Consider the following 22,676-nt stretch of genomic DNA (forward strand, 5'->3'; position numbering starts at 1 on the left):
CCAATTGCGCAAGCAGTTGGGGTTTTGTTTTGTCCGCAGGAAAGTTCGTACAGCAACATCGGACGGCTCCTGGCTGTCACCGCCTCCCGACAATGCTAAGGTTCGGCCCTAGCTTTTGTATTTTCCCAAGGAAGCCCTTATGCCGGACGCGACGTCCCTCAGTGCTGGTTTTATGGTGGTTCACGGTAATCGCCTGGACGAGTTACGCAGCCTGGTGGTCAGCTGGATGCGGCGCTACCCGCTGGCTCCCTTGGAAAATGAAATCGCCCTGGTACAGAGTAATGGCATCGCCCAGTGGCTGAAGCTGGCTCTGGCCGAAGACCCGGAAGACGACGACATGGGCGGCTGCGGAATTGCGGCAGCCATCGACGTTCAACTCCCGGGCAGCTTCATGTGGCAGCTCTATCGGATGGTTCTTGGGCGTGATGAAATTCCGGTCAAATCCCTGCTCGATAAGGCCCCTCTGACCTGGCGCCTGATGCGCCTGCTTCCGCAGCTGATCAATCAACCGCATTTCGAACCGCTGCAACGCTTCCTTACCAACGACACTGATCTACGCAAGCGCTATCAGTTGTCTGAGCGGCTGGCGGATCTGTTCGACCAATACCAGGTATACCGGGCCGACTGGCTCGAAGACTGGGCAGAAGGTCGTCATCAATTGCGAAACGGCAGAGGTGAATCCAAGCCCCTGACCCCAGCCAACTGCTGGCAGGCAGAGTTATGGCGTGCTCTGTTGCTGGATGTGGGTGAGCAAGGCATGGCGCAAAGTCGTGCCGGTGTTCATCAACGGTTCATCGAGCGTATCAACAGCCTCGACGTGGCACCCAGTGGATTACCTTCGAGGGTGATTGTTTTCGGGATTTCCTCTCTCCCGGCACAAGCTCTGGAAGCACTTGCCGGACTGGCCCGATTCAGCCAGGTTCTGCTTTGCGTACACAATCCATGTCGTCACCATTGGGCCGACATCGTCGCCGATAAAGACCTGTTGCGGCATCAATACAAGCGTCAGGCTCGCAAGAGCGGCATGCCAGTTGTGCTCGATCCGCAAACCCTTCACCAACATGCTCACCCGTTATTGGCTGCATGGGGCAAGCAGGGGCGGGACTACATCAATCTGCTCGACAGCTACGACGATCCAAACAGCTACCGCTCTGCATTTCGCGATGGGCGCATCGACTTGTTCAGCGATAGCCAGCCCCAGAACATGCTCAACCAGCTGCAGGACGACATCCTTGAACTGCGTCCCCTGAACGAAACTCGCGAGCGCTGGCCGGCTATCGATCTGCAACAGGACGAGTCGATTCGTTTCCACATCGCCCATAGCGCCCAGCGCGAAGTGGAGATCCTTCACGATCAGTTGCTCGCACGCTTCAGTGCTGATCCAGACTTGAAGCCTCGCGACGTGATCGTAATGGTCCCGGACATCGACAGCTACGCACCGCATATCCGTGCAGTATTCGGTCAACTTGATCGCTTCGATCCGCGCTTCATTCCCTTCACGCTCGCGGACCAAGGCCAACGCGGTCGTGACCCGCTGCTGATTGCTGTCGAGCATCTGCTCAAACTGCCCGACAGCCGCTTCCCCGTCAGCGAGATCCTCGATTTGCTGGACGTTCCTGCACTGCGCGCGCGCTTCGGTGTCGAGGAACGTGACCTGCCAACCCTGCACCGTTGGATCGAAGGCGCTGGTATTCGCTGGGGGATGAATGCCGAGCAGCGCGCGGGTTTGGGCTTGCCTGAGGAACTGGAGCAAAACAGTTGGCGTTTCGGTCTGCGCCGGATGCTGCTCGGTTATGCCGTCGGCAGCGCGACTGCCTGCGAAGGCATTGAGCCTTATGACGAAATTGGCGGTCTGGATGCTGCACTCATCGGTCCGTTGGTCGCTCTGCTGGATGCATTGGAGATTGCCCACCAGGAACTGACTCAACCTGCATCGCCCAAGCAATGGGGCATCCGGTTGCAAGCGTTGGTGCAGCTGTTCTTCCAGGCCAGTAATGAGCATGACGACTACTTGCTGGCCCAACTCGAAGAACTGCGGGAAACCTGGCTCGAGACCTGCGAGTCAGTAGGCTTGCTTGATGAGCTGCCGTTGACCGTTGTCCGTGAAGCCTGGCTGGCAGGCCTCGATCAGGGCCGCCTGTCCCAGCGTTTTCTGGCCGGAGCGGTTAACTTCTGCACCTTGATGCCTATGCGAGCGATCCCGTTCAAACTGGTGTGCCTGCTCGGGATGAACGACGGAGATTACCCGCGAGCGCAACCGCCACTGGACTTCGATCTTATGGGCAGCGATTACCGCCCGGGAGATCGTTCCCGGCGCGAAGATGACCGCTATCTCTTGTTGGAAGCCCTGTTGTCGGCACGTGACCAACTCTATATAAGCTGGGTCGGCCGCAGCATTCGGGACAATAGCGAGCGTCCGGCTTCTGTACTGATTGGCCAACTTCGCGATCACCTCGCAGGCGGCTGGCGATTAAAAGCCAACAGTGAAAAGCTGCTTGAGGCGATGACTCAGGAACACCCGCTACAACCCTTCAGCGCCCGCTACTTTCATGAAGGTGACGACCTGTTCAGCTTCGCAAGCGAGTGGCAGGTGCTTCATCAAGGCAGTGAACAATCGGCTGATTTCCAGACCCTTGATGCTTACGTCCAGGAAGAGCCGCTGAGCCTCGGTCAATTACAGGATTTCCTGCGCAATCCCGTGCGACATTTTTTCAGTCAGCGACTCAAGGTGTTCTTCGAAGCGGCTGAAGCGCCCCTGGTCGATGAAGAGCCATTTGTACTCGATGCGCTCCAGCGCTATAGCCTCAGTGACAGCTTGCTCGAAGCGGCGCTCGGGCAACTGGATAACGCCGATCACGCGCTTGAGGCCCAGGCAAAGCGCCTGCAAAACAGTGGGCTCTTGCCCATGGCCGGTTTCGGCGAATGCCTGCAGCGAGAGTTGATCGAGCCATTGCCGGATCTGTTGCAGCGCTACCAACAACTTCTGGCGTTGTGGCCGACACCGCTCACCAGCGCGTTGCCAGTCAACCTGGAACTGGAAGGTCTGCGCCTGGAAGGCTGGCTCAGTGGCCTGCATCAACGTGCGGACGGCGGCTTGCTATCGATCACCACCATTCCCAACAGCATCGGTTCGATCAAGACCCGCAAGTGGCATCGTCTTACGCGACCTTGGGTCAATCACTTGGTCGCATGTGCCAGCGGCATGTCGATGACCACCGCGTTAGTGGCCAGTGACGACAGTCTGCTACTGGCCCCGTTGGAGGAGGGCGCTGCACGTCAGGTCCTGAGTAACCTGTTGCAAGCCTGGCAGACGGGCATGCGCCAACCCCTTCCGATTGCTGTGAAAACCGCCTTCGCGTGGCTCTCTCAAACTGACCCGGCCAAAGCCGACGCTGCCGCTCGCAAGGCCTATGAAGGCGACGGTCAAACCACCGACGGCGAGCGCCGCGAAAGCCCGGCACTTACCCGGCAGTTCGCCGATTACGACGCTTTGACCGCTGACGAAACCTTCCCCGATTGGTGTAATGCATTGTACAAACCGATGCTTGAAGCTCCTTGGCGTTCATCGACCAGCGAGGAGGCGCGCTCATGACCACGAAAACTCCGTTGGCCCTGGCATTCCCCCTGAGCGGCAGCCAACTGATCGAAGCGAGCGCCGGTACCGGCAAGACCTTCACCATTTCCGCGCTGTACCTGCGACTGGTCCTCGGTCACGGCGGCGAATCGAGTGGATTCGGGCGTGAACTGTTGCCGCCGCAAATCCTCGTTGTAACGTTCACCGATGCAGCGACCAAAGAACTGCGCGAACGTATCCGTACCCGTCTTGCCGAAGCGGCGCGATACTTTCGTGATGAGACCGGGGCACCCGATAGCCTCATCGCTGATTTGCGTGATCAGTACCTTCCCGAACAGTGGTCCGGCTGTGCAAACCGTCTGGACATTGCCGCGCAGTGGATGGATGAAGCCGCCGTCTCGACCATCCACAGTTGGTGCCAGCGCATGTTGCGCGAGCACGCGTTTGACAGTGGCAGCCTGTTTACCCAGACACTGGAAACCGATCACAGCGATTTGCTCGGCGAAGTTCTGCGTGATTACTGGCGGCTATTCTGCTACCCGATGCAAGGTGATGCGCTGAACTGGGTGCGGGGTAATTGGGGGGGGCCGGCGGCGCTATTGCCGCGTGTACGCAGTTTGTTCGCCAGCGAGCGTGATAGCGTTGAAGGTAAAGAACCTGCAGAGCTGATCACCGCGTGTTTGCAGGAGCGACGATTAGCCTTGCTTGAACTCAAGATGCCTTGGCGCCAATGGGCGGATGAACTGCTTGCCATCTGTCACCAAGGTGTTGCGAGCAAAAGCGTCGACGGCCGAAAAATGCAGGCTCGTTATTTCGAACCCTGGTTCGAAAAACTGAAAGCCTGGGCCGAAGATGAGTCCCTCGAGCAACTGGATATTGGCACGGGCTTCACTCGCCTGACGCCTGACGGTATGGCCGAAGCCTGGAAAGGCGAAGCCCCCAGTCATCCGGGGCTGGACGCCATGCCTGGGCTCAAGGCCAGCCTCGACGGATTGCCAACCCCGGACGCTGCCGTTCTGCAACATGCCGCGCAGTGGGTCGGTGCACGGTTCGAGGAAGAAAAGCGTCGCCGTGCGGAGATGGGCTTCGATGACATGCTGCTGCGCCTTGATGCGGCGTTGCAATCCGATGGCGGTGAACGTCTGGCGACCCTGATTCGCGAGCAGTTTCCGGTGGCGCTGATCGATGAGTTTCAGGACACCGATCCGGTGCAGTACCGGATTTTCGAAAGCATTTATCGCATCGAAGACAACAATCCCGAATGCGGGCTGTTTCTGATCGGCGACCCCAAGCAAGCGATCTACGCGTTCCGCGGCGCCGACATCTACACCTATTTGCGCGCCCGTCAGGCCACCACTGGCCGTCTGCATACCCTGGGTACGAATTTCCGCTCCAGCCATGGCATGGTCAGTGCGGTTAACCATGTGTTCGAGCGCGCAGAGTCTCGTGAGCAGGGACGAGGTGCGTTCCTCTTCCGTGAAAAGAACGGTGAGAACCCGGTGCCGTTTCTGCCCGTCGAATCCCAAGGGCGCAAAGAAGTGCTGCACATCAATGGCCAGGTCGTGCCCGCCCTGAACATCTGGCACCTGTCTGCCGATCAGCCACTGTCCGGCGCGGAGTACCGACAAAAACTAGCCGCTGCTTGCGCCAGTGAAATCACTGCATTACTCAATGGCGGCCAGGAAGGTCGGGCGGGTTTCACAGATAAGGACAAAGACTTCAGAGGCCTGCTGCCAGCGGACATCGCGATCCTGGTCCGCGACGGCAAAGAAGCCCAGGCCGTGCGCGGTGAACTGTCTGCACGCGGTGTGCGCAGTGTTTATCTGTCGGACAAGGATTCGGTGTTCGCCGCTCAAGAAGCCCACGACCTGCTGACCTGGCTCAAAGCTTGCGCCGAGCCGGATGTCGAGCGGCCGCTGCGAGCCGCGCTGGCCTGCATCACGCTGAACCTGTCCCTGGCGGAGCTGGAGCGGCTGAACCAGGACGAGCTGGCTTGGGAGGCGCGGGTCATGCAGTTCCGCGGTTATCGCGAGCTGTGGCGCAAGCAAGGCGTGCTGCCAATGCTGCGGCGCTTGCTGCATGACTTCCAGTTACCTCGGTCACTGATCGCGCGCAGCGACGGCGAACGTGTACTGACCAACTTGCTGCACCTGTCCGAGTTGCTACAACAGGCCGCTGCCGAACTCGATGGCGAGCAAGCGCTGATTCGTCATTTGTCCGAGCATCTGGCGTTGTCCGGTCAGGCCGGCGAAGAACAGATCCTGCGTCTGGAAAGCGACGAGCAACTGGTCAAGGTCGTGACCATTCACAAGTCCAAGGGGCTTGAGTATCCCTTGGTGTTTCTGCCGTTCATTTGCTCGGCAAAACCCGTGGATGGCAGCCGTTTGCCGCTGCATTATCACGATACAAACGGCAAGGCGCAGGTGACCTTGAAGCCGACTGCCGAGTTGATCGCCCAGGCCGATGATGAACGTCTGGCCGAGGATCTGCGTTTGCTCTATGTCGCCCTGACCCGTGCGCAACATGCCTGTTGGCTCGGTGTGACCGATCTCAAGCGCGGCAATAACAACAGCTCGGTGCTGCACCTTTCTGCGTTGGGTTACTTGCTGGGCGGCGGTGCCCCCCTGGCCGAGTCCGCAGGACTTAAACGCTGGCTCGAAGACCTCCAGCAGGATTGCCCGGCACTTCTTTGCGGTGATATGCCGCAAACAACGGCCGAGCATTACCACCCCCCACGCAATGACGCGAGGTTGCTTGCGCCGCTGACACCCAAGCGCAAGGCAAGCGAAAACTGGTGGATCGCCTCCTACAGTGCCTTGCGCATCGGTGAAAGTCTGAGCGTGGGCAGTGACGAAGCCCCGGAGAACCCGCAAGCGCAAAAGCTCTTTGACGACGAACGTCTCGATCCGGAGGCGCCACGAGAAGTGGCCGCCGGTGGTGCCGATATCCATCGATTCCCCCGTGGCCCGAACCCCGGCACCTTTCTCCATGGTTTGCTGGAATGGGCCGGTGATGAAGGTTTTTCTGCTGCTCCGCAAGTCATCGAAGACGCCATTGCCCGTCGCTGCAATCGCCGTGGCTGGGAAGGCTGGATCACCACGCTGAGCGACTGGCTGCAACACTTGCTCAAGTCTTCTCTGCACCTCGGCGGGGGGCAGGCCCCGGTGGTGTTCGAGCAGCTCACCCAATACCGCGTCGAGATGGAATTCTGGTTCGCCAGTCATAAAGTCGACGTGCTCAAGCTTGATGAGCTGGTGCGTAAACATACCCACAACGGCGTCGCCCGGGTGGCCGCTGAACCGGTATTGCTCAACGGCATGTTCAAGGGCTTCATCGACCTGACGTTCGAGCACAACGGCCGATATTACGTCGCCGATTACAAATCCAACTGGCTGGGGCCCGATGATGCGGCTTACACCGAAGCGGCCATGGAGCAGTCGATTCTCGACAATCGTTACGACCTGCAATACGTGCTGTACCTGTTGGCCCTGCATCGCCAACTCAAGGCGCGGCTTGCCGACTACGATTACGACCGGCATGTCGGGGGGGCGCTGTACCTGTTCTTGCGCGGTACCCGGGCATCCACTCAAGGCGTGTATTTCGCCCGTCCACCCAGAGAGCTGATCGAGCATCTGGATCGTCTATTTCAGGGCAAAGCAGAACCGAAGGCCGAACCCGCCTGGGAACAGGGAGTACTGCTATGAGTCGCACCTTCGCCGATTTGCTGCCCACGCCATTGGCAGCCGAAAGCCTGGCGGATCTGGCGCCCCTGAGTCGCGCCGATGATTTGTTGCTGTTGCTGACGCGCTGGGTGGAGCGCGGCTGGCTGCGAGCACTGGACAAGGCTTTCGTTGCCTTCCTCCATGAACTGGCCCCCGACGATGATCCCTTGGTGTTGCTCGCCGCCGCATTGACCAGTCACCAACTGGGGCACGGCCATGTCTGCCTGGATCTGTTCGAGACGCTCAAAGCGCCGGATTTCGCCCTGTCGCTGCCACCGGAAGGCGATCTGCAAAGTGGCGCGATGTTGTTGCCGTCGCAGTTGCTTGAAGCACTGGACGGCGCCCATTGGTGCAAGGTCCTGGCGTCCAGCCGTCTAGTAGCGTTGGCCGTCGATGGTCGTGAGGCTGCGCAATCCCGACCCTTGGTTTTATCAGGCAAGCGCCTGTACCTGCGCCGCTACTGGGTTTACGAACGACGCATCGACAATGCCCTGCGACTGCGTCTGGCTGAACACGAAACAACGCCGAATGATTTACTCCAACGCCTGACAGGTTTGTTCGGTCCAGCCCAATCCGGCGAGGTGATCGACTGGCAAAAGCTCGCTTGTGCCCTGGCTACCCGTAGTGCATTCAGTATCGTCACCGGCGGCCCAGGGACCGGCAAGACCACCACGGTCGTGCGGTTGCTGGCATTGCTCCAGGCCCCAGCGGTGGAAGCTGGCAAACCGCTGCGCATCCGTCTTGCCGCTCCCACCGGTAAAGCAGCTGCGCGGCTGACAGAGTCCATCAGCCAGCAAGTTCGGACGCTGGAAGTCGCAGAAACCGTAAGAGAAAAAATCCCGTCTGACGTCACCACCGTTCACCGGTTGCTTGGCAGTCGCCCCGGTACCCGGCACTTCCGTCACCATGCCGGTAATCGCTTGCCACTGGATGTGCTGGTGATAGACGAAGCCTCGATGATCGACCTGGAAATGATGGCCAATCTGCTCGACGCGATGCCGGCCCATGCCCGGCTGGTGTTGCTCGGTGACAAGGACCAGTTGGCATCGGTGGAGGCCGGCGCCGTGCTGGGTGATCTGTGCCGCGACGCCGAGGCTGGTTGGTACAGTCCGCAGACCCGCCAATGGCTGGAGTCGGTCAGTGGTGAAAGCCTGGCGGCCAGCGATTTGCAGGAGGACGTTGACGGAGCTCACCCCTTGGCCCAGCAAGTCGTGATGCTCCGTCACTCACGTCGTTTCGGTGAGGGCAGCGGCATTGGCCAGTTGGCGCGTTGGGTTAACCAGCAACAACCGGAGGAAGCCCGCACGTTGCTGGCTGCTCGAAGTCACGACGACGTATTTTCTTTGCCCCTCAAAGGTGAGCAAGACCGGGCGCTGGAACGCTTGCTGCTCGAAGGCCATGGCGATGGACCGCAAGGTTATCGCCACTACTTAGATCTTCTTCGCAGCCAACGGCCACCGCTCGACAGTCTGCTCGATGATCCACGCTGGACCGATTGGGCGCGTCAGGTGTTGCAAGCCTTCGACGCCTTCCAATTGTTATGCGCCGTTCGCAAAGGGCCGTGGGGCGTGGAGGGGTTGAATCAACGTGTGACCGCCGCTCTGCTCAAGGCTCAACTGATTGACAGCGACCAGCAGTGGTACGAAGGTCGACCGGTATTGATGACGCGTAATGACTATGGACTCGGTTTGATGAACGGCGACATCGGCATTGCTCTCAAACTGCCGGAACGTGACGGGTCTCTAGCAGGGAAGCACGTGCTGCGTGTCGCGTTCCCGCGCAACGATGGCCAGGGTGGCGTGCGATTCGTTCTACCCAGTCGACTGAACGATGTCGAAACGGTTTACGCCATGACCGTACACAAATCCCAAGGCTCGGAGTTTGCCCACACGGCGTTGATTCTGCCGGATGCCCTCAACCCTGTGCTCACCAAGGAGCTGATCTACACCGGGATCACCCGGGCCAAGAACTGGTTCACCCTGATCGAACCTCGTGCCGGGGTGTTTGAGGAGGCGGTGCGGCGCAAGGTCAAGCGCTTGAGCGGGTTGATGCTGGAGTTGGACGATGGGATCGAACCGAATCATTGAACGGGTGGCGCTGGACGACGGAAACTGTCCGAAGTGCCGTAGTGCGCAGCCTCGCTGGGGTTTAAACGCTATGTTATCGTTGCGGCATCATTTCGTAACATCGAAGAGAATCCCTGCATGAAGGTGGCTGTCTGGACGACAGGGCGTGTCGTTGGCCGCAAGCAGGTGCTGCTCGCGGGACTTCTCTGCTTGCTGACCGGTGTTGTGTTCGCTCAATCGGAAACCCCGGTGAGCATGGCCGACCAACGAGCCAAATCGGTTACTCAGGTCGTTCTCGGGATTCTCAGTTACGCGCGATGGCCTGTTGAGCCTACACAACTGCGTTTGTGTGTGGTCGGCCCCACCGAATACACCGACGACCTGGTCAAAGGCACGACTCAAGCCACCGGCCGGCCTGTCACCGTGCGGCGGCTGCTGGCCGACAACCCTTCGATTGTCGGTGAATGCGATGCGGTGTACATCGGCACATTGACTGGCGACGAGCGCAGCCAACTCTTTGCGTCGCTGACAGGGCGTCCGGTCCTGAGCATCAGCGAAAGCGATGATCAATGCACCGTCGGCAGCCTGTTTTGCCTCAGGGTCACTGATGATCAGGTGTCTTTCGAGGTCAACCTCGACTCCGTCGCCCGTAGCGGTGTTCGCATTCACCCCAGCGTGCTGCAGTTGTCCCGCCGCAAGTCGGCGGCGCCATGAGTCTGTTCAAACCAGGTAGTCGCCCAACCTTGCGCTCGGTCATCGGCCGCGGGCACTTGATCGTTGCCCTGGTAGGTGTGGCCATGGCCAGCATCTCGCTGACACTGCTGGGTGTATTGGCGTTGCGGGTGTATGCCGACCACAACCTGCACTTGATTGCGCGTTCGATCAATTACACGGTGGAAGCGGCGGTGGTGTTCAACGACAAAGCCGCGGCCACCGAGGCCTTGGCATTGATCGCCTCCACCGAAGAAGTCGCCGACGCCCAGGTGCTGGACCAAAAAGGCACGTTGCTCGCGCGTTGGCAGCGACCGGAAACCGGGCTGTTCTCCGATCTTGAAGTGCAGATTGCCAAGGCCTTTCTCGAAAAGCCCATCGACATGTCGATCATCCATCAAGGGCGGGAAATCGGCAGCATCCAGCTCACCGGTCACGGTGGCAGCTTGATGCGCTTTCTGCTCAGTGGCCTGATGGGCATTATTCTGTGCACGGCCATCAGCGCCTGGGTCGCCCTCTATCTGGCGCGCCGACAACTTCGTGGGATCACGGGGCCTCTGCGCAGTCTGGCCGCCGTAGCCCACGCCGCTCGCAGCGATCGAGCCTTCGACCGGCGAGTGCCCCCTGCCGACATTGCCGAACTCGACAATTTTGGCAACGACTTCAATGCCTTGCTCGATGAGCTCGAGTCCTGGCAGACCCACCTGCAAAGCGAAAACGAAACCCTGGCGCACCAGGCCAGCCACGACAGCCTCACCGGGTTGCCGAATCGGGCATTTTTCGAAGGCCGTCTGATTCGTGCGCTGCGCAATGCCCACAAGCTCAATGAGCGCGTGGCCGTGCTGTTTCTCGACAGCGACCGGTTCAAGGAAATCAATGACAGCTACGGTCATGCCGCCGGCGACGCCGTGCTGGTTGCAGTGGCCAGCAGGGTTCGGGCGCAGTTGCGCGAAGAGGATCTGGTGGCACGCCTGGGCGGCGATGAATTTGCGGTGCTGCTGACGCCACTGCACAAAACCGAGGACGCCGAGCGGATTGCTGACAAGATCCTCGCCAGCATGGAACTGCCGATCCCGCTGCCGGGTAATACACAGGTCTCGACTTCACTCAGTATCGGTATTGCCGTGTACCCGGATCATGGCGCCACACCGGGCGCGTTGCTCAATGCCGCCGACGCAGCCATGTACCAGGCCAAGCGCCTCTCCCGAGGTGCGCAGCACACGTCCGGGGCGGAGCCCCCGGTCGCCCACGTACAGACCAGGAGCTAATTGTCGTGTTCTCAATCACCCCGCGTTCCCTGCGATTTTTTGCGATCACCTTGTTCATGGCCGTGCTGGCATTGACCGGGTGCCAGACCGCACCGCAAAAGGGTCTGACCCCGGCGCAAATCGCTGTGCTGAAACAGCAAGGATTTGAACTGACCGATGAGGGTTGGGCGTTTGGATTATCCGGCAAAGTGCTGTTTGGCAGCGACGACGACAGCCTGAACGTTGCCAGTACCGAGATCGTCCAAAAGATCGGCAAAGCATTGCTCGGTGTAGGCATCGAGCGAGTGCGGGTCGACGGTCACACCGATGCCTCGGGTAAAGAGTCCTACAACGAACAACTCTCCCTGCGTCGCGCGAAAAGCGTCGGCAAGGTCCTGACCACGGTCGGCATGAAAGAAGAAAACATTCAGCTGCGCGGTCTCGGCAGCAGTCAGCCGGTGACGTCGAACACCACGGCGGCGGGTCGCACCGAAAACCGCCGAGTATCGATCGTGGTGAGCGCCGACTAGTCGGCGAACAGCATCTCCCGGCTTTCACCCATCAACAGAGCCTGATTCTGCTCAGTGACGGCGCGGATGTAATCCCACAACAGGGTAATCCGCTTCAACTTGCGCAGGTCCTCGCGGCAGTACATCCAGAACTACAAGAAGTAAGGGTTCCACCCAATGATTACGGGGCCCTAACGCCATGATGACCACTTCCAAGCTCTATCCTGTTACAAGTCCTGTCACAAACTCCGCTGTATCTCTCAGTCCGACCACAAGGCTCGCTAAGCTCTATCACTTCAGGCGCAATGGCATCTACTATCTGCGCCTCAGAGAGACAGGCAGCACCACGCAGGCCACCTCAGTATCCCTCAAGACCTCCGATAGAAAGGCCGCTATGGACGCTTCACGACGACTTGCCGAGACCATTAGGTCATTCCACTTGGATCACCCTGAGGCCACTTGGAAAGAGCTTCGTGAGCATTTGCTGTGGGTCGCTGAAGGGCTCTTGTCGTGTTCCCATGAAGTCCACTCGCTGCGTGACTGGGGCGACCTGTACGAGGACGTTAGGACGAACCTGACGGAGATTGCTGCAACGATGTCCCTCAACGTCGATCAGCATGAGCATGTGACCAAGGCGAGAGACGTGATGGCTGCTGCTCAGGTTCGACTACAGGGCGACTCAGTCCCGCTGGTGAAGATCATTAGGGACCTTGAGGGTAGCCCTGAGCCAATTCTGAAGCACGTGAGTGACGTGTCTCTGTCCTTATCTGTAAAGGTTCCCGCGCTGACCTTTGAGATTCTCTCAGGCCTCTACATGTCGGACCGGGCAGGGGAACAGAAGGCCAGCACACTCAGTTCCACCAAGTTCACTCATGGTGTCTTAAGCACTGAATTAGGAGCTTTGGACCTGAGGATGCACACGAGGGCAGATCTTGTTGCCTTGAGGGATAGGCTTGCGACGACACGTAAGCCAGCAACGGTAAATCAGATGCTGATGAAGCTCTCTGCTGTCCTGAATTGGTCAGTTGAGAATGGTCATCTCGAAAAGTCATACGATAAGAAACTCAAGTTCACCAAAGGCATTGAGTCCACCCGTAAGGCGTTCACTCAGGACCAGATAGGCAAGCTTATGGCCTACGCTAATACTCTCCCAGGATCTTCATGGAAGCGTTGGTTGCTGAGCCTTGGCATCATCACAGGTGGTCGACTCAATGAAATCTCTCAGTTGAGCGTCAGCGACATTCAGACCCTTGAGTCAGGCATTGTCGTTATCCACATCAATGAGATTGGTGAAGGTAAGTCAATCAAGAACAAGCGCAGTGAGCGACAAGTGCCGTTGACCGATGGCGCCTATGGGTTCGACCTTCAAGCATTCTTGGGGTATGTCGAGACCTGCAAACAGAGCGGGAGCGATTCGTTGGCACAGATCGGCTACAGACCAGCAGGCGAGTGGGTCAACCAACAGGCAATTCCTCAAGCGCTTGGGGAGTCCTATGTCAGGGGCTTGGTGTTCCATTCATTACGACACTCGTTGGCTTCCCTTATGCAGGTCAAAGGGGTCCCTGTAGTCCACGCTCAGGCTGTCATGGGACACGCGTCAGGCACCATTACGTTTGATACATACGGCTCAGGCGTTCCCGTTGAGGTTATCGCTGAGATGCTTTGCGGATTGCTTGGTGAGCCCGTTGAAGGCTGTTGAATCCATCTTGGGCTTATTAACGAAGTCCACTCACCGAAATATTTGAGAACCAGCCACATGGACAACACACAGAATCTAACGCTCGAACTCGACTTGGAGGGCGGCAAACGCATCAAGGTGCAAGTTACCAGCTATCACCTAACGCTCTCTGCAAAGCTACACATCGGTGGTGGCGGAAAAATCTTCAAGCTCGGTACATTCAAGATCAACAGCGCGCAATACCGAGAGTGGAAGGACGTTACGAAAATAAAGTATCGAATTGGTGTATGCGCTGTCCTCAGGGATCATCCGCCCAAGGAGACACCTCGAACCATCACTTTCAGGATTCGTCAGGACTTCTCCTAAGTGGCGCTATGGCCTCGAACTTGGCGTCATCGTCGTTCACACTGAACACGACATGTTGTTTGTTACAGTCCTCCGCCAAACAGGACAATTAAAGGTAGGCCTCTGCTGTAATAAAACAGAGGTCCGCCTTATCAATGCTCTGCTACAGGGAACCCGAGGTATTCGCTCTCACGTTTAGTTTCCATCTAATCGCGGATCCGCATGGGTGTTGTGCATGATTCTGCGGTGGGAAGGGGTCCCCTTCATTGCTTGTAACTTCTTTGTTGCAATTTAGGCAGCGGTAAATGCCTGAAACTGGTACGGTATTGCCCGGACCATAAGTCTCCTTCCACCACGGCTGGGATGCCTCGACATTCTTAAGAACAGAACCATCTACAATGTTCGACATGCGTACACTCCTTGTTATTGAATGCACGATCACAACATAGTGATTTTTTGGTGTCAATTGGACGTTATCTTAAAATTGGGAGTAAGACTCGACGATATGGATACAGGGATTAAAAACCCTCACCTACAGGGAGAGGACTCACAGGGTCCCTCCACCGTAACCGCTAAGTCACCCTGAAGGTGATGCCAGTGGGCAAGGCTCAACGTGACAGCGTGGTTCACTCCACCAGACACATGAGACCACCAAGTCAGAACCCTACGGGGTCCTCTGAGGTCCAGTTACGGGGACCATCACAACGATACTGTCTGTCGAGCCTCTGAATGGCTTGATGGACCCTTAATAGGTTTGGGCCTCCTATTACTGATCGTGTGATTACAGGGGCCTTTTAACTTAAAGATCCTCTGTGAAACTCTAAGAGGACTATCAGATAGTAATCTTTGTATTCTCTCTCTAAGTTTAAAGACTTTATAAGTCCTTTATGTCCAAGGGCTCAGGTCTTCTCAGACCATGATTACAAGCAAAGCACCATAGGGTCTCTCACTGAGGCTCGTTGTATGGTCTCCTCAAATCTGAGCTTCCAGTTAAAAACCCTCACATACACCGGGCCCACCGTCCATCTCTAAGGCCAGTCGCATGGTCTGTCATTAACTCAGTCTTTCTAAAAGCGCCTTCATGCCGTAGTCAGTTCCCGTTGTGGGGTCTGAGTGGCTGACTGTGGGTGCGACCTGAGGACGCTTCTAAAAGGAAAAACACAACATGAATGCGGTAATCATGACCACCCTTGAGATCGCAGAGCTTACGGGCAAGCGACACGACCATGTATTACGTGATGTTCGTCGAGCGCTGGAGTCCATCAACGAGGCACTTAAATCTGAAGACGTTAACGCCCCCAAATCTGGGGCGGTTGAATCCACTTTCGTTGACAAGAAAGGCGAAACCCGCCCGATGATGGTCCTCGATAAGCATCTGACGTTCACCGTCATCACTGGTTACGACACGGCACTACGTCACGTAGTTGTCGGTCGCTGGATTGAGCTTGAGGCTCAGGCTAATCCGGGTTTCCTTGCTCAGAGCATTACGGAGTCGCTCAACGACCTCCAAAAGCGCGTTGACATGATGGCTCCAGTGTTCACCGAACACACCCGTAAGGGCTCCACGGTGGGCTATACGTGGCGCGAAGCTTGCCGACTGGCTGGCGTAGAGAACCCTGATAAAGTTCTCGCAATGCTGGTCTCGAAGGGTCTCGCACGGGTCTCGAAGGGGCTGACAGAGCTTCATGTTAAGTATGTTAGTCGTGGCCATGCCCGAACAGTGAACAAGAATAACAAGGCCATAAGTCTGACCGGTCACCTCTTTAGGATCACCCTCAAAGGTGTCGAGGAATGGCTCCAGCCGAACGCTGAAGATATCGCTCAGGCACTTGCAGAGCATCTTAAGGTGCGCGCAGTGGTAGATGCTGAGGGCTATGTTCTTGACATCGTGGGTGAAGGCTCGAAGGGGCTTAAGGTTCAGGACCTTCCCAAGGTGGCCCAATGATGAGCTACCTCGACCGAATCAACAGTCTATGCCCGACCCCAGCGTCACGCATGAAGCTCATCACGATCCGCAATCAATGGACTGACCGATACAACCGCAAGGGGATCTCAATGATTCACCCTAAAGGTGGTCGTGTGGTCGATCAAGCGGCCCTTGAGGCTCGCCTTAAAGTGAAGCAAGGCGCTTACTTGGTGACCTTCATGCACAGCCTTATTGCCGCTGGTGTCCATCTTGACGCTCTCTTGATGGTCCCTTTGACCGTGCCGTTGAACCGACAACCAATTACGTACAGCCGAGTCCTGGACCTCTCTCCTGAGTCCGCTCAAATAGTTTAACGGGCTCAAATCTGAGCCGGTTGAATCCACCAGTAACACCCGCAAGACCCTCCCCAAAGTGTCCATTAGGTCAGTCCGCCATGCTGCCCGAAGGTTTCTTTACGACCCGCAAAGCTTCACCCCAGTCGTCGAATCAATCCCTCAAACCCAGAACATATAGACAAGCCGTGAAGGCGCCGGAGTGGCTAACTCCTTGGCCTCTGGTCTTCGTCGCCCATGCGGCACGGCTTGATCTATGTGTCTATTAGGAGACACAAACCATGAAATTGAACATCGTTAACACCCCTGATCGTCTTGAAGTTCAAGGCCAAGCCGTATCCCGAGAATATGCCGAAGGCGTAATGCTCGCGGGTCTGTTCGCTATGGCTGGCAAGAACGACACCAAGGTCACCGAGATCGTCCGTCAGTACCGTGATGCTGGCCTAAGTACCGCCGCGTTTCCCGTAGAGACCCGTCGGGCCTCCATGATCTTCGCTAAGGAGGACCAACTGGAGGCCACACGTACCGTTGAGGCTGCATGGTTCGCTGAACGTGCTAAGGAACAGGTCCCACCGACTCCCCTTGAGGCTGCTCGTAAGCGTGCCGAGATCGACGCCCGTGACACGCGAATTCGCGATATGGGCCGACAGACCCGAGCGGCCCGAGGTGGCGGTGCTTGGTCCTCATTTGAAGACTTCGACTGATCCTTCAGCTTCCTCTCTACGAACCCTTCAAGACAACTAATTCAGGAGTAAATATCCATCATGAAACGCGATCAATACGAAGCACCCAACGCCTATACCGTGTCCCAGACCGAAGGCTCGACCCGTATTCAGTTCACCCGTGCCGACAAAATCAAGGAAGGCATGGCGGCGGACACCAGCATCTACGTCGAGGCTTTCTCTCAGGCCCTTGATGAGTACTTCAATGAGGGTGATTGGAAAGCTGAGGCCATCAACGCGATCCCTTGTGAGTTCCGTCCGGCCAAGACTGAGCCGACTGCTCAACAACTGGTCGTGATGCAGAACCGTTCTGTTACCTTCGACCCTCGTACCAGCATCTACGGTGACAAATCAGAGTTCACCAATGGCCAAGCCATCGTCGGTGACGTGATCTTCACTGAGCCCTGCGACACAGCCGCATTGTTCTCCTTCCGTACCACCTTCTTGGACGCTCACCTCATTGCAGGGTGGTCGGGTGAAGGTTTGCAACAGACTGGCAAGAAGCTGCTGGATGACTTTGAGCTGACGTGTGGCGGTGTCATTGCGGGTATCTTGAAGGACGCACAGTCCACCGAGACCAAGACCTCTACGGGTGCCTTGAGTGCCACTCCGCGTGAGCGTGCAGAAGACATCGTTGACGCCCTGACCATGAGCCTGAACCTTGCAGTGGGTCGTGACCTTGAGTCCTTCGTGCTGCTGATGCCTGTGGCCTTATCGGCTGTCCTGAACCGTGCCGCTCAGCGTGCTGGTCACGATGACCTTGAGGACTACTTGGGGACCCGCACTCAGTTCTACTCGGGTGAAGACCATGGCGTGTTCATGCTGCCTTTGGGTTTCTCCTCGTTGTCCTTCCGTGAAGGGACCAACGGTGACATCTGGAAAGTAACCACCACTCGTAATCCGGGCATTCAAGGCTGGGACCTTGAGGTCACTGGTGTGGCTGACGTTATCGCTCAGGGTAAAGTCCGTCTGAAGCTGGCCAACCCTGCCGACCCCACTGAGAAGTTCCAGACCGAGACGGTGAGCTTCCCGTTAATCACTCGTGTGGTCTTCGCTGCTGAGTAACAACACCACCATCAAGAACCATTGTGGTCCCTTCACGGGGATCGCGTGGGTCTCGTGGGAAGCCTCAAGCCCATTCAGGTTTGAGGTCATCCGCTGCAATCCGGGCGCTTGAGGCTTCACCACGACACCTACCCAAATACGCATCACATCAAGAGGAGCCTTAGCGATGGTCCATATGAAACTGTGGGCAGTCGTGAAGGCTGTCCTGTTGTCCAGAGCATTCTGGAAGCTTGTCGGCATCCTTGGGGCGACCTTCGGGATTGCTAACGCCGAAGCCGTCTCTGAGGTCCTTGGTGAGCTGATCGCTGAGGTCTATGCGGTCGCTTGAGGGACCTTAGAGACTGATGGGAAAATAGAGAAAATTTCTCTAAGACCACCTCAGTATTAATTGACCTGCGAATACCCCCGTAGGCCCTCGCGCCTGAGCCCCAACGCCTGCTCATGGGGTCCTTATCGCGCCCACGTGCGCCACTGTAAGAACCCTTTCGACTGTCACAAGTGGTGTCACAACCCCTGTCACAAGTCGTTGCCAAGAGCCTGCTGAGGTCGTTACGATGGGTCTCCCTTACGCCTTGTAGATTCTCAGTCTGCGAACCGAAGGACATGCGTTTCGCCCAGCAATAACGGGCGGTTAAGCTCAGTGACAGCGCGGATGTAATCCCACAACAGGGTAATCCGCTTCAACTTGCGCAGGTCCTCGCGGCAGTACATCCAGAATTGCCGGGTAATGTTGATCTCTTCTGGCAACACCGGCAGCAAGCGTGGGTCCTGAGCCGCCAGGAAGCACGGCAGAATCGCCAGCGACCGTCCTTGTTGCGCCGCCACGAATTGCGCGATCACACTGGTGCTGCGCAAGTTGGCGCTGGCGCCGGGCAACACGTTCGCCAGGTACAACAGCTCCGAGCTGAACGCCAGATCGTCGACATAACTGATGAACGAATGCTTGCCCAAGTCGGCCGGGCGGCGTATCGGTGGGTGCTTGTCCAGATAGTCCTGAGTCGCATAGAGCTGCAATTTGTAGTCGCAGAGTTTGCAGCAGACGTACGGGCCATGCTCCGGACGTTCCAGGGCGATCACGATGTCTGCCTCGCGCTTGGACAGGCTGATGAAGTGCGGCAGCGGCAGGATGTCTACCGAAATCGCCGGGTAGGCATCGACGAAATGGCTCAGCTGCGGGGTGATGAAAAAGCTGCCGAAGCCTTCGGTGCAACCCATGCGCACATGCCCGGACAGCGCCACACCGGAGCCGGAAACCTGTTCGCAGGCCATGTGCAGCGTGCTTTCAATCGATTCGGCGTAACCCAGCAACCGCTGACCTTCGGCGGTCAGGACGAAACCGCTGGTCCGGGACTTCTCGAACAGCAAAGTGCCCAATGCCGCTTCCAGCGAGCTGATGCGCCGCGACACGGTGGTGTAGTCCACCGCCAGGCGCTTGGCCGCAGTGCTGGCCTTGCGGGTGCGGGCGACTTCGAGGAAAAACTTGAGGTCATCCCAGTTCAACGAGCCTAAGGACGTGATGTTTTTTTGCATGATGGACCGGCTTTTATGTGCGTTCTTATTAGAAGTTTGCACATCTATACTCCAAAAACAGTCCGACAACCAATTCGCGACACACGCCTCATCTCAAGGCGACTTATCCGCCTTGGCTCCCTGCATAACAACAAGTCCAGGAGACCAGCATGAACGCATCGCTCACGCCCAACGAAACCACTGTCCAGAACGTCAAACTGTTGATCGACGGCGAGTGGGTCGAGTCCCAGACCACCGAGTGGCACGACATCGTCAACCCGGCGACCCAGCAAGTGCTGGCCAAGGTTCCGTTCGCCACCGCGCAGGAAGTTGATGCTGCAATCAGCGCCGCCCACCGCGCCTTCCAGACCTGGAAGCTGACGCCGATCGGCGCGCGGATGCGCATCATGCTCAAGCTCCAGGCGTTGATCCGCGAACACTCCAAGCGCATCGCCGTGGTGCTCAGCAACGAGCAGGGCAAAACCATCGCCGACGCTGAAGGCGACATCTTCCGCGGCCTGGAAGTGGTCGAACACGCCTGCTCCATCGGCAGCCTGCAAATGGGCGAGTTTGCCGAGAACGTCGCTGGCGGCGTCGATACCTACACCCTGCGTCAACCCATCGGCGTCTGCGCTGGCATCACCCCGTTCAACTTCCCGGCGATGATTCCGCTGTGGATGTTCCCGATGGCCATCGCCTGCGGCAACACCTTCGTGCTCAAACCGTCCGAACAGGATCCGATGTCGACCATGCTGCTGGTGGAACTGGCGATCGAAGCCGGCGTTCCGGCGGGCGTGCTCAACGTGGTTCACGGTGGCAAGGATGTGGTGGACGCGCTCTGCACCCACAAGGACATCAAGGCTGTTTCCTTCGTCGGTTCGACCGCGGTCGGCACTCACGTATACGACTTGGCCGGTAAACACGGCAAACGCGTGCAATCGATGATGGGCGCGAAAAACCACGCCGTGGTACTGCCGGACGCCAATCGCGTACAAGCGCTCAATGCGCTGGTCGGTGCCGGTTTCGGTGCCGCCGGGCAACGCTGCATGGCCACGTCCGTGGTGGTGCTGGTGGGCGCGGCCAAACAATGGCTGCCAGACCTGAAAGCACTGGCGCAGAAACTCACAGTGAATGCCGGCAGCGAGCCGGGCACGGATGTGGGCCCGGTGATTTCCAAAAAAGCCAAGGCACGGATTCTCGATCTGATCGAAAGCGGCATCAAGGAAGGCGCCAAGCTTGAGCTGGATGGTCGCGACGTCACCGTTCCAGGCTTCGAGAAGGGCAACTTTGTCGGCCCGACCCTGTTCTCCGGCGTGACGCCCGAGATGCAGATCTACACCCAGGAAATCTTCGGTCCAGTGCTGGTCGTGCTGGAAGTCGATACCCTCGATGAGGCCATCGCCCTGGTCAACGCCAACCCGTTCGGCAACGGCACGGGCCTGTTCACTCAAAGTGGTGCGGCGGCGCGTAAGTTCCAGACCGAAATCGACGTCGGCCAGGTCGGCATCAACATTCCGATTCCGGTGCCGGTTCCGTTCTTCAGCTTCACCGGTTCGCGCGGCTCCAAACTCGGCGACCTCGGTCCGTATGGCAAGCAAGTGGTGCAGTTCTACACTCAGACCAAGACGGTCACCAGTCGCTGGTTCGATGACGACAGCGTCAACGACGGTGTGAACACCACTATCAACTTGCGTTAAGGAGCCAGGCATGAAAATCGCTTTTATCGGTCTCGGCAATATGGGCGCGCCGATGGCGCGCAACCTGATCAAGGCCGGCCATGCGCTGAGCCTGGTCGACCTGAACAAAACCGTTCTGGCCGAGCTGGAACAACTGGGCGGCAGCATCAGCGCTTCGGCCCGTGAAGCGGCACAAGGTGCAGAACTGGTGATCACCATGCTGCCCGCCGCGGTGCATGTGCGCAGCGTCTGGCTGGGTGAAGATGGCGTGCTCGCCGGTATCGGCAAAGGCGTGCCAGCGGTGGATTGCAGCACCATCGATCCGCAGACTGCGCGAGATGTGGCAGCAGCCGCTGCCAAGCAAGGCGTGGCCATGGCCGATGCGCCGGTGTCTGGCGGTACTGGCGGTGCGACGGCCGGGACGCTGACCTTCATGGTCGGCGCCACCCCTGAACTGTTCGTCACCCTGCAACCGGTGCTGGCGCAGATGGGTCGTAACATCGTTCATTGCGGCGAAGTCGGCACCGGGCAAATTGCCAAGATCTGCAACAACCTGCTGCTGGCGATTTCCATGGTCGGCGTGAGTGAAGCCATGGCGCTGGGTGATGCGCTCGGCATCGACACCACCGTGCTGGCCGGGATCATCAACAGTTCCACCGGACGTTGCTGGAGTTCGGAGATGTACAACCCGTGGCCGGGCATTGTTGAAACAGCACCGGCCTCGCGTGGTTATACCGGCGGTTTCGGTGCCGAACTGATGCTCAAGGATCTGGGGCTGGCCACTGAGGCGGCACGTCAGGCGCACCAACCGGTGGTGCTCGGCGCGGTGGCCCAGCAGTTGTATCAGGCGATGAGTCAGCGTGGGGAGGGTGGTAAAGACTTCTCGGCGATCATCAACAGCTATCGCAAACCCCAGTAAGGGGTTTTTCCGGGAACCCGCGTCGGGCGGGTTCCCGGTTTTTTGCATCAGGCAAACACGAAATACTTGCGCACGGTTTCAACCACTTCCCAGGTGCCTTTCATCCCCGGCTCAATCACGAAAATATCACCGGCACGCAGATGGATCGGCTCTTTGCCTTCCGGGGTGATGATGCAGTAGCCCTCGCGGAAATCGCAGTATTCCCACTTCACGTATTCCACATACCACTTGCCTGGCGTGCAGATCCAGGTGCCCATGATCTTGCTGCCGTCTTCGCTGGTGTAGGCGTTGAGGTTGACAGTGTGCGGGTCGCCTTCGAGTTTTTCCCATTTGCAGGCGTCGAGTACCGGCAGCGGGTGGGTGTCGCGTAGAACGGTAATAGGTGCGGTCATGTGGACTCCGGGCAGTGGGCTCAAGAACTGAAGTCGCACCCTATAGCGGCCCGCACCCGGTCAGTTGTCTGTGCTCGACACTCAGTTACCCAGAAGCGCTGTGCCGGTCTGTCCGGATCGGCTCGCAAACCTTAAGACGCATTATTCAACGGCTGCGCTGATATAGAACAATGGTTATGAAGTTATAACTATTTTACTTGTCAGGTTTCTATTATTTGTAAGTCTGTGCTGTAAGCCAGAAGTTAATACTTTCGGGCCCCTCTCTGTTTAGCCAGCGATACA

17 protein-coding genes and 1 pseudogene are annotated in these 22,676 nt (G+C 57.8%); 15 read left to right on the plus strand and 3 right to left on the minus strand.

The features are described from left to right. Positions 1 to 139: 139 nt before the first annotated feature. The 6 genes from recC (at position 140) to ACYZTY_RS02065 (ending at position 11,850) form a co-directional block, all read left to right on the plus strand. Positions 140 to 3,592 (plus strand): exodeoxyribonuclease V subunit gamma, encoded by a 3,453-nt coding sequence (recC, locus tag ACYZTY_RS02040; protein WP_461957096.1) that lies wholly within the window; start codon positions 140 to 142, stop codon positions 3,590 to 3,592. Further along, on the plus strand, positions 3,589 to 7,278 hold the full coding sequence (gene recB, locus ACYZTY_RS02045; protein ID WP_461957097.1) for an exodeoxyribonuclease V subunit beta: 3,690 nt from the start codon (positions 3,589 to 3,591) through the stop codon (positions 7,276 to 7,278). Before recC ends, recB begins: the two co-directional genes overlap by 4 nt. Continuing rightward, on the plus strand, positions 7,275 to 9,383 hold the full coding sequence (gene recD / locus ACYZTY_RS02050) for an exodeoxyribonuclease V subunit alpha (RefSeq protein ID WP_461957098.1): 2,109 nt from the start codon (positions 7,275 to 7,277) through the stop codon (positions 9,381 to 9,383). Before recB ends, recD begins: the two co-directional genes overlap by 4 nt. 117 nt (positions 9,384 to 9,500) lie before the next feature. After that, positions 9,501 to 10,076: a YfiR family protein gene (locus ACYZTY_RS02055; protein WP_461957099.1), complete on the plus strand. Its 576-nt coding sequence runs from the start codon at positions 9,501 to 9,503 to the stop codon at positions 10,074 to 10,076. Further along, positions 10,073 to 11,341, plus strand: a complete 1,269-nt coding sequence (locus tag ACYZTY_RS02060) for a diguanylate cyclase domain-containing protein (protein WP_461957100.1) — start codon at positions 10,073 to 10,075, stop codon at positions 11,339 to 11,341. The genes ACYZTY_RS02055 and ACYZTY_RS02060 overlap by 4 nt, the downstream gene beginning before the upstream one ends. Positions 11,342 to 11,346: 5 nt before the next feature. Next, the gene (locus ACYZTY_RS02065; RefSeq protein WP_461957101.1) at positions 11,347 to 11,850 is read left to right on the plus strand and encodes an OmpA family protein; all 504 of its coding nucleotides are present in this window, start codon (positions 11,347 to 11,349) and stop codon (positions 11,848 to 11,850) included. On the opposite strand, the pseudogene ACYZTY_RS02070 reads toward ACYZTY_RS02065, so the two are convergent. Continuing rightward, a pseudogene (locus ACYZTY_RS02070) lies at positions 11,847 to 11,981 on the minus strand (LysR family transcriptional regulator); the annotation flags it as partial. The gene ACYZTY_RS02065 and the pseudogene ACYZTY_RS02070 overlap by 4 nt on opposite strands. 47 nt (positions 11,982 to 12,028) lie before the next feature. On the opposite strand from ACYZTY_RS02070, the gene ACYZTY_RS02075 reads away from it, so the two are divergent. The 7 genes from ACYZTY_RS02075 to ACYZTY_RS02105 all read left to right on the plus strand — a co-directional run bounded on the left by ACYZTY_RS02075 (position 12,029) and on the right by ACYZTY_RS02105 (position 18,226). Further along, complete coding sequence (locus tag ACYZTY_RS02075; RefSeq protein WP_461957102.1) at positions 12,029 to 13,528, plus strand: tyrosine-type recombinase/integrase; 1,500 nt, start codon at positions 12,029 to 12,031, stop codon at positions 13,526 to 13,528. 57 nt (positions 13,529 to 13,585) lie between these two features. After that, positions 13,586 to 13,873 (plus strand): hypothetical protein, encoded by a 288-nt coding sequence (locus ACYZTY_RS02080; protein WP_461957103.1) that lies wholly within the window; start codon positions 13,586 to 13,588, stop codon positions 13,871 to 13,873. Between the two features lie 1,144 nt (positions 13,874 to 15,017). After that, positions 15,018 to 15,797 carry a Rha family transcriptional regulator gene (locus ACYZTY_RS02085; RefSeq protein ID WP_461957104.1) on the plus strand — a complete coding sequence of 260 codons (780 nt, stop codon included), beginning with the start codon at positions 15,018 to 15,020 and terminating at the stop codon, positions 15,795 to 15,797. Positions 15,798 to 15,847: 50 nt separating this feature from the next. Next, positions 15,848 to 16,132: a hypothetical protein gene (locus tag ACYZTY_RS02090; protein WP_461957105.1), complete on the plus strand. Its 285-nt coding sequence runs from the start codon at positions 15,848 to 15,850 to the stop codon at positions 16,130 to 16,132. A gap of 260 nt (positions 16,133 to 16,392) precedes the next feature. Continuing rightward, positions 16,393 to 16,815, plus strand: coding sequence for a hypothetical protein (locus tag ACYZTY_RS02095; RefSeq protein WP_461957106.1), 423 nt, complete (start codon positions 16,393 to 16,395; stop codon positions 16,813 to 16,815). Between the two features lie 60 nt (positions 16,816 to 16,875). Then, positions 16,876 to 17,898 carry a hypothetical protein gene (locus tag ACYZTY_RS02100; protein ID WP_461957107.1) on the plus strand — a complete coding sequence of 341 codons (1,023 nt, stop codon included), beginning with the start codon at positions 16,876 to 16,878 and terminating at the stop codon, positions 17,896 to 17,898. Between the two features lie 166 nt (positions 17,899 to 18,064). Next, on the plus strand, positions 18,065 to 18,226 hold the full coding sequence (locus tag ACYZTY_RS02105; RefSeq protein ID WP_461957108.1) for a hypothetical protein: 162 nt from the start codon (positions 18,065 to 18,067) through the stop codon (positions 18,224 to 18,226). Between the two features lie 254 nt (positions 18,227 to 18,480). On the opposite strand, the gene ACYZTY_RS02110 is transcribed toward ACYZTY_RS02105, so the two are convergent. Next, positions 18,481 to 19,428, minus strand: coding sequence for a LysR family transcriptional regulator (locus tag ACYZTY_RS02110; protein ID WP_461957109.1), 948 nt, complete (start codon positions 19,426 to 19,428; stop codon positions 18,481 to 18,483). 149 nt (positions 19,429 to 19,577) lie between these two features. Between ACYZTY_RS02110 and ACYZTY_RS02115 the strand changes: the two genes are divergently transcribed. Together ACYZTY_RS02115 and mmsB are read left to right on the plus strand one after the other, a co-directional pair. Further along, a complete protein-coding gene (locus tag ACYZTY_RS02115) occupies positions 19,578 to 21,104 on the plus strand; it encodes a CoA-acylating methylmalonate-semialdehyde dehydrogenase (protein ID WP_461957110.1) in 1,527 nt (508 codons plus the stop codon). Positions 21,105 to 21,114: 10 nt separating this feature from the next. Next, a complete protein-coding gene (gene mmsB / locus ACYZTY_RS02120) occupies positions 21,115 to 22,002 on the plus strand; it encodes a 3-hydroxyisobutyrate dehydrogenase (RefSeq protein ID WP_461957111.1) in 888 nt (295 codons plus the stop codon). A 47-nt stretch (positions 22,003 to 22,049) separates the two neighbouring features. Here mmsB and ACYZTY_RS02125 read toward each other — a convergent pair whose 3' ends face one another. Further along, complete coding sequence (locus tag ACYZTY_RS02125) at positions 22,050 to 22,394, minus strand: cupin domain-containing protein (RefSeq protein WP_007946320.1); 345 nt, start codon at positions 22,392 to 22,394, stop codon at positions 22,050 to 22,052. Positions 22,395 to 22,676: the final 282 nt, after the last annotated feature.

The organism is Pseudomonas sp. LB1P83 (assembly GCF_054897885.1).